General features: G+C 36.5%; 7 protein-coding genes and 1 pseudogene. 4 read left to right on the top strand and 4 right to left on the bottom strand.

Annotated elements, in window-relative coordinates:
* Positions 1-567 precede the first annotated feature (567 nt).
* A complete protein-coding gene (locus DWA31_RS12855) occupies positions 568-1,467 on the top strand; it encodes a histone deacetylase family protein (protein WP_114326984.1) in 900 nt (299 codons plus the stop codon).
* Between the two features lie 65 nt (positions 1,468-1,532).
* On the opposite strand, the gene DWA31_RS12850 is transcribed toward DWA31_RS12855, so the two are convergent.
* The 3 genes from DWA31_RS12850 to DWA31_RS12840 form a co-directional block, all read right to left on the bottom strand.
* Complete coding sequence (locus DWA31_RS12850; RefSeq protein ID WP_114326983.1) at positions 1,533-1,760, bottom strand: hypothetical protein; 228 nt, start codon at positions 1,758-1,760, stop codon at positions 1,533-1,535.
* Between the two features lie 118 nt (positions 1,761-1,878).
* A complete protein-coding gene (locus tag DWA31_RS12845; protein ID WP_114326982.1) occupies positions 1,879-2,214 on the bottom strand; it encodes a GYD domain-containing protein in 336 nt (111 codons plus the stop codon).
* A gap of 973 nt (positions 2,215-3,187) precedes the next feature.
* Complete coding sequence (locus tag DWA31_RS12840; RefSeq protein WP_114326981.1) at positions 3,188-3,694, bottom strand: group I truncated hemoglobin; 507 nt, start codon at positions 3,692-3,694, stop codon at positions 3,188-3,190.
* Positions 3,695-3,808: 114 nt separating this feature from the next.
* On the opposite strand from DWA31_RS12840, the gene DWA31_RS12835 reads away from it, so the two are divergent.
* Entirely contained in the window at positions 3,809-4,519 is a 711-nt protein-coding gene (locus DWA31_RS12835) for a winged helix-turn-helix transcriptional regulator (protein ID WP_168427340.1), read from the top strand.
* Positions 4,520-4,907: 388 nt separating this feature from the next.
* Here DWA31_RS12835 and DWA31_RS12830 read toward each other — a convergent pair.
* Positions 4,908-5,648, bottom strand: a pseudogene (locus DWA31_RS12830) (efflux RND transporter permease subunit); the annotation flags it as partial.
* Positions 5,649-5,902: 254 nt separating this feature from the next.
* Between DWA31_RS12830 and DWA31_RS12825 the strand changes: the two are divergent.
* Both DWA31_RS12825 and DWA31_RS12820 read left to right on the top strand, forming a co-directional pair.
* Positions 5,903-6,379: a tellurite resistance TerB family protein gene (locus DWA31_RS12825; protein WP_114326978.1), complete on the top strand. Its 477-nt coding sequence runs from the start codon at positions 5,903-5,905 to the stop codon at positions 6,377-6,379.
* A 160-nt stretch (positions 6,380-6,539) separates the two neighbouring features.
* A complete protein-coding gene (locus tag DWA31_RS12820; protein WP_114326977.1) occupies positions 6,540-7,394 on the top strand; it encodes a CvfB family protein in 855 nt (284 codons plus the stop codon).
* The last annotated feature ends 279 nt before the right edge of the window (positions 7,395-7,673 follow it).

The following is a 7,673-nucleotide window of genomic DNA, read 5'->3' as shown; positions in this document are numbered from 1 at the left end:
CATAAAGATGATAGATTAATTAAAGCTAATAAAATGAATGTTTATGAATTTCTGTGCTTAAAAAACCTTCTACATTTACCTTTGCTAAAGACCTTTCTGTTAAGTAATTATCCTTTTCAGCGATGCTATTCATGTCAGCTTTTAGCGAGAAGAAAACCAACGGATGAGACCCTACTAACATAAGCAAAAGTGAACAAAATTGCTGTCACTAGTTTAACTCTCTATGTCTCCTTTGGTGGCTCAGGAGCCTATTAGGATGATGAATAATCATGATTGATCGTCTATGCCTCCTGTAAGCTCATTACTGCCGTTGAATGCGCTGATGGGGTTAATATATGATATTTGCTGCCTGACTCTGGAAAAATACACAGTTATCTCAAGAAGAAATTTTGATCTATCTGATAACTATTCAATACTCTGCAATCAATTCCTTATCTAAATCGTTTTTTTCTCCCACTGAAACATGCATTTTGAATGGCCACGGGTATAGATATCGAAAACAAGTTTAAATACTCAACATTTTAGTTATTATCATTAAAGTTTTTTAAATATTCTATAAGTTAAATTATGACACCACTAGTATTTCACCCTATTTATAGCCAACTTGAGTTACCCGTTAGACATCGATTTCCAATAGAAAAATATGTTGGAATACGAAATGCACTTACTTCAAATGGAGTTCCCAATAATTACTTTAAAAAACCAACACCTGTTAATGTTAATAATTTAAAAACCGTTTATGACCCCACCTATATACACCAGTTGATTAATAATCAGTTAGATCCTAAAGCTATGCGAAGAATAGGTTTTCCTTGGTCTCAACAATTGATTGAACGAACACTAACTGCTGTCGGTGGAACTATAATGACTACGCAATTAGCCTTACAACATGGAAAATCTATAAATTTAACTGGAGGTTACCATCATGCTTTTGCTAACTTTGGCTCTGGATTTTGCATGATTAACGATTTATATTTAGCCGCACTATCCATGTTACAAAATGATAATATCAACAAAGTACTTATATTTGATGCTGATGTACATCAAGGTGACGGAACAGCCAAGTTAGCCTCAAATAATCAGAATGTTTTTACGGTTTCAATTCATGGTGAAAAAAATTTTCCACACCGTAAACAGATTTCAAATTTAGATTTTGCATTACCGAAAGGAACAACAGATGAGCTTTATTTGGAGACAGTAGATAATGCTTTGAGTAAAGCCTTTAATAGCTTTAAGCCTGATGCAGTAATTTACGATGCGGGAGTAGATATTCATTGCAATGACGATCTTGGTCATCTTGATATTTCCACTCAAGGTGTTTTGGCTCGTGACAAACTAGTTTTTGATTACTGTAAGCTTAAAGGTATACCAATCGCTGCGGTTATTGGTGGTGGTTACCAAAGAGATATTGAAGCATTAGTTAATGTACACCTACAACTTTTTATTGCTGCTGGTGTTCTTACTTAGGATATTCGACAGACAGCTTCAAGCTCATTGAACTAAACCGCTCCGCGGTAATGGTGGCTCAGGAGTCAGTCATAGTGGTGTTTAATCGGGTTTGGTGATGCTATGACTCCTGCAATAGCAAATACCGACGTTAAAAAACGAATACGGTCTACCATCCATTGCCGACGATGTTCGTAACTTTGCTGAGTGTAGACATCTTCACCACAAAGGTAAGCGCGGCGAACACAACGTGAAATTAAGTGATAATAACGCGTATCTTTTAAAGACACTTGCTGACTGCGTGATTGGGTCATAATTAAACCTCTTCCTTGACTGTTATTTAACCATAGTAAAGACCTGTTATTTATTCAACAAAGTATGAGTGTCCCCAATTTTTATTTTCCCTATAGCTATAGTAAAAAACATAACTACTTATTTACCGGCGGGACTAAATCCAGCCACAACCTTCCCCGCTTTTTCCATTGCCGACTTCGCCTCCTGGGACGTAAACGCACGAATGGTTTTTAAATTACAAGTCCCACCACTTGAACCAGCAACCATGAGTCCTGCCAGCATAGCTTCATTGGTATCGTCGCCCTCAGTTATCACCATAAAATCATACTCTCCAAGAGTAACATAATACTGTAGCATTTTGGCACCAACAGCCTCCATTAATGCCGCAACTGCAGTAGCCCTATCTTCTGGATTTTGTATCATCCCCTTGATTGCTGATTCTGTATAGTTACCTTGAGTAATATAAAGTCCCATATTGTTGCTCCTTTCCTTATTTTTTATAAGGAATTTTAGTGAGTATAGGTAAAATGAAACATCATTTTTCCTGATTTTTTTTCATTTACCAGTATAGTGTAGTATATATTTGAGGGAATGAAAGTCGGCTATTTTTCGTCTATTACTCAACTGTTTTCACGTAATTCAGAATTCAAAACAAGCGTCTCCCACTGTTGTGAAAACCAGTTTTGAATATTGCTTTTGTTTACGATGAAGGATTGCTTTTATTCAAACAGACTTATCTGAGGCGGCGCTCGATTTTCGCCGTTAGATACCTTTTTCAGCGCGTACTTGGTATTTATACGGTTAGAAAAGTAATCCTCCCACCGTGCGCAATAGGCTCAAAGTTAACCTCAAGTGAGGAAGAACACAGGCATAATGAGCTTCCAGCAGTCATATATATTGTTCTCGTTCTATAACTCTATTTTGCTTTTTTGACCATGAAACTAGCCTCCAAACTGATTTTTGGAACGTCCGCTAAGTCGAAGGGGATTAAGTTAACTGTCGACCTGATTAGTCAATTAACGGGTGTACAGTCGACTTCGTCCTACACAAACGATTTCAGAATTTTTATTCCGCAATGCACACTTTAAAGTCATCCCAATACAACATCGTGACAGTCGGCAATGGTGGCATTTTTGCCAGTCAGGTTATTCGATTAATTGATCATATTTATACTCAAACAAAGCGTATTTATATCTGTGGGGAACGTCAGCTATCGTATCATTGTTAACATCGAGCCTGTGAGCACTAGAACATTTACCAGCTTGCTATAAGCTGTCATTGACCTTTTATCACTAGATGTTTTGACCCTAAAACAATAGTAAACATGCGTCATAGCTTTGTTTACTTTGTGCATAGATGACATAATTATTTATGGGTTCAAAGTTGAGTATTATGCAGCAGTACCTATTGTAAGTATTTACAATAGGTACTTTGACATCAACTTCTCTTATTTAGTTACGACCGTTGGAGCAAGAGAAACAAGAAAGCAAATAACTTCTTGAATTTCATTTTCCCCACGGCCTAAATCAGCTAAAACAGCTTGAACATCGCCACCTGCCGCTAGAAAGTTTTCAAGAGAAATACCTAAGTCTTTATGAACAGTTGTCATATCCCTTTGTGTATAAACACCTCCACCACCGGAATGAACTGAAACGAAGTCAGTAACATTCTTAATGAAGGGGTCTTTCGGCACATGTTCAAAAAAATGACCGATGACTGGATTTGCTTTGTGGGAAGCGTATAAATTTGTAGCGAATTCTTTAATGCCTGGACGTTCTCCCAACCTTGAGTATAAGGAGTGAGATTTCTGGCGTTGTTGAATTGCATTGGCGTTTTCACTGCACATCGTTGTTACGTTTGCAGCTTGTTCTTCGACAGTTAACACTGACTTTTCGTTTGTTGAACACGCTGTAATACTGCTAACAAGAGCGATATAAAAAATGTGCTTAATCATAGAGCGTACCTCTGATAAGTTATTGTTGAATATCTAAGATAATGATAAGTATAATTAGTCTATACTGCTAGTTCTGAATCTGTACTTAGCTAAAAGACTTGGATGCTAAATAATATGACAAACAAAAATATCAATAAAACAAAAAGTTACGGTCAGTTCTGCCCTGTAGCCAGAGCAGCTGAAATTGTTGCAACTCGATGGACGCCTGTTCTGTTGAGAGAATTGATTGCTGGGAGTACCAAATTCAATGATCTTCGTAATGGTGTTCCACTAATGTCTCCTTCATTACTATCTAAGCGATTGAGTGAATTGGAGGAAGTGGGGGTTATTACAAAGAAAAAACCAGAAAAAGGCCGTGGCTGGGAGTACTTCATAACCGACTCAGGTAAAGAGCTGTGGCCAATGGTTGAAACTTTGGGGATATGGGGGCAGAAATTTATTTTATCAGAATTTCAAAAACACGAGTTAGATCCAACATTACTCATGTGGGATATTCAGCGTCGCGTTGATTGTGAAATGTTTCCTATAAACGGCTGTTTTACTGCGCATTTCACTTTAAGAGGCGCACCAGCTGAAAGGGCTGTTTGGTGGTTAGTTATAAAGGATAGGAAGGTGGATTTATGTATCCATAACCCGGGGCATGAAACTAATCTATATGTTGATGCCTGCTTGAAGCCGTTAACTGACGTTTGGATGGGACATATGGACATAAACCGAGCAATCCGAACGAAAGATCTTATTCTTAATGGTGAAATCAAATATATAAAGTCATTTTCACAATGGTTTTTGCTTAGTCCATTTGCAGAATACTCAACCCGCAGCTAAAACAAATTGATAATAGAGTATATTTGAATAATAACTCAAAGCTGAGACATAAATAAACTTGTTGTGAATAACATAAAATAAGGCATATTCCCTAGGCTCTAACGTCCGCTACCGTATCAAAGTGATCCTTTTTGACCTAGGCTTTGAGCTGTCTTCAGTAACTAAAAAGCTAACGTCAACTTTATGATGGTTTAAAGAGTTTATGGTGGCAAACTAAAATGTAATTGGCTGGCAAGGCTAAATGCAATTCGGTGGCACTGGTAGTAGATATTTTCCAGTGAATAGTTACCGGATTTCTATTTATTCTATTCGCTATTATAAAGGCATAAAAAAACCACCGATTAAGCCACGGTGGTTTTTTTGTATCGAAGGCATCACAAAAATATACCTAACGCGATGGTAACTCTTGTGGCGTTATTGCTACATCGGTATTCTTTTTCTCGTGCTTTTTGCTAGTAAACACTCCACGTATATCTTCAATAATCATATAGAGGCTAGGAATAAACACTAACGTAACTATTGTCGCAAATAATACCCCAAAAGATAATGACACAGCCATTGGAATAACGATTTGCGCTTGGGCACTGGTTTCAAAATAGATGATAGGAACTAGGCCAATAAAAGTAGTGAGTGATGTCAGCATTATTGCTCTAAAACGTTTAGTACCCGCATGCATCACTGCATCTTTTAATCGTTCACCACGTTTTCTAGCATTGTTAACATAATCAACCATTACCAAGGAGTCATTAACCGCAATCCCTGCAGCCGCTAAAATCCCAAAAACAGACAATACACTAAGATCCATTCCCAGCATAAAGTGACAAAATACCGCACCAATGATACCAAAAGGAATAACGGTCATAATCATCACCGCTTGCGAGTATGACTTTAGCGGTATCGCTAATAATGAAAAGATAACCATAAATGAAATGAGTCCATCTCGAATTTGATCCGATACACTATCCAATTCTTCTTGAATTTCACCTGATAACTTACTGTTAACTTTAGGGTACTTCTTCAACAACTTAAGAATAAAATTATCACGAATATCCTTAGCAACCTCAAATGGATCAACCTGCGAGGCATCAACGCTACCCCAGATATTAATCGGTCTATTACAAGATGTGCGCGTATTTGCCAAAACCGTTAATATTCAAAATAAAATAAAGCATTAATCTTTATATTTCATTAACTTAATAATCATTGGTTTTTACAAAAATAATAAATTAAACTAAACTAAATACGGTATAAATAACTTGGTTTTTTAACCACTTTTTATATTTTTTAAAATGTTAGTGGGTAAAATAACTAGATGCCCGACACGTCAAGTGCAAGTTATAGGTATAGCTTGTAACCCATACATACGCGATAAAAGGAGCACACATGCTAAATAAAATTAGCGCATTCTTTACTGAGTTAGTTGAAGACTTTCAACAAACAACTGAGCAGAAAAAAAATACTGAACTTTCACTAGAAATTTGCTGTGCTGTTTTATTATGTGAAGTGATGCGTGCTGATAGTGCTTTTACTGAAGAAGAGCAAGATGCGCTCAGTATCATTTTAACTAATCAATTTAACCTGAGTGCTCTGGAAGTTACTGACATCCTAATCAAAGCGTTCGAGTTAAGTGAAAATGCCAGTGATTTTTATCAGTTCACCTCAAAAATAAATCAATACTATTCACTTGATGAACGTATAAAAATAGTCACATTATTATGGAAAGTTGCTTATGCCGATGGTGAACTTGCCAGTATTGAAGAGCATATTATTAGAAAAATTGCTGACTTATTACACCTTAGACATAACGAATATATCGCTACAAAAATTGCTGCAGAGGAATTTCACCTTAAAAACAAATGAAATGTAGGATAACTATGTTTAACTCATTACGTTTGCTCTAAGCTCGCTATTGTAGCGCTAAGTTGAGCGATTCATTATTTCAATTGGTATGAACACCTAGCGATATCGGTTATTATATACAACAGCAGCTTCTAATACATTTTCTATACTTGGCAATTCAATGACACAATCAATTCCAGATTCAAACGCAGAAATCGGCAAATTCAATACTTTACGCGTTATTGCGTTAAACGACAGTGGTACTTATCTTGATGGCGGAGAGTTAGGAGAGATACTACTACCCAAGCGTTTTAGGCCTGATGATTGTAAAGTAGGAAATAACATCCGTGTTTTTATTTATGTCGACGGCGCCGAACGATTAGTTGCTACCACAGAGAAAGCATTGGGCCAAGTTGGTGAATTTGTTTCATTAAAAGTCATTCAAGTAAATAAAATGGGTGCCTTTTTAGATTGGGGTTTACCAAAGGATTTACTAGTACCATACAACCAACAGCATTCAGAAATGGAAGTGGGTAAATATTACCTTGTACGAATTTTCCTAGACCAAGTTACCCAACGTATTGCTGCTTCAAGTAAATTAGATAAATTTATCGATATTTGGCCTGCGGAATATCAGCAAGGCGATAAAGTAAAATTGATTATCGGTGGTAAAACTGATTTAGGTTTTAAAGCCATAGTAAACGATTTACATTGGGGACTATTATACGACAATGAAATCTTTCAACCTTTGCGTATAGGTAAGCACATTGATGGTTATATCAAACAAGTACGTGAAGACGGCCGCCTCGATCTGATTTTATCTCGTGGCAGCAAAAATAAAGTAAATGATTTTGCTGAAAAGTTTTTACAACACTTACGAGACAATGATGGATTTAGCCCACTACATGATAAAAGCTCTCCAGATTTAATCCAACGAATACTGGGAGTCAGTAAAAAAACCTTTAAGGCCACGATTGGTAACTTAATGAAAAATGGTAAAGTAACCATTGATAAAGATGGTGTTCGCTTAAAGTAATACCAATCAGATTAATTAATGGTTCAAATTTTAATGAGGATAAATTTTCAAGAACAAGGCGCTTGATTGAGCAATAGCTGGCTATTGGGATTGAAAGCAACGATGTTATGGAATATTTAGACCATTTAAAAAGATCACTTAGTTAGTCTAATGTGAAGGTCTGGGTAAAACACTTAGCTAAGTTTTACATTCCAGGGCAATAATGTTTCGATATCAAGTGCAGAGTTGGTCAATTGCTCTAGGCAATGCATGAGATAGTCGAATGGTATTAATCCATTC

The sequence above is a fragment of the Candidatus Colwellia aromaticivorans genome, from assembly GCF_003333305.1.
Lineage (GTDB): Bacteria > Pseudomonadota > Gammaproteobacteria > Enterobacterales > Alteromonadaceae > Colwellia > Colwellia aromaticivorans.
This window is presented reverse-complemented; position numbering and strand designations above follow the sequence as displayed.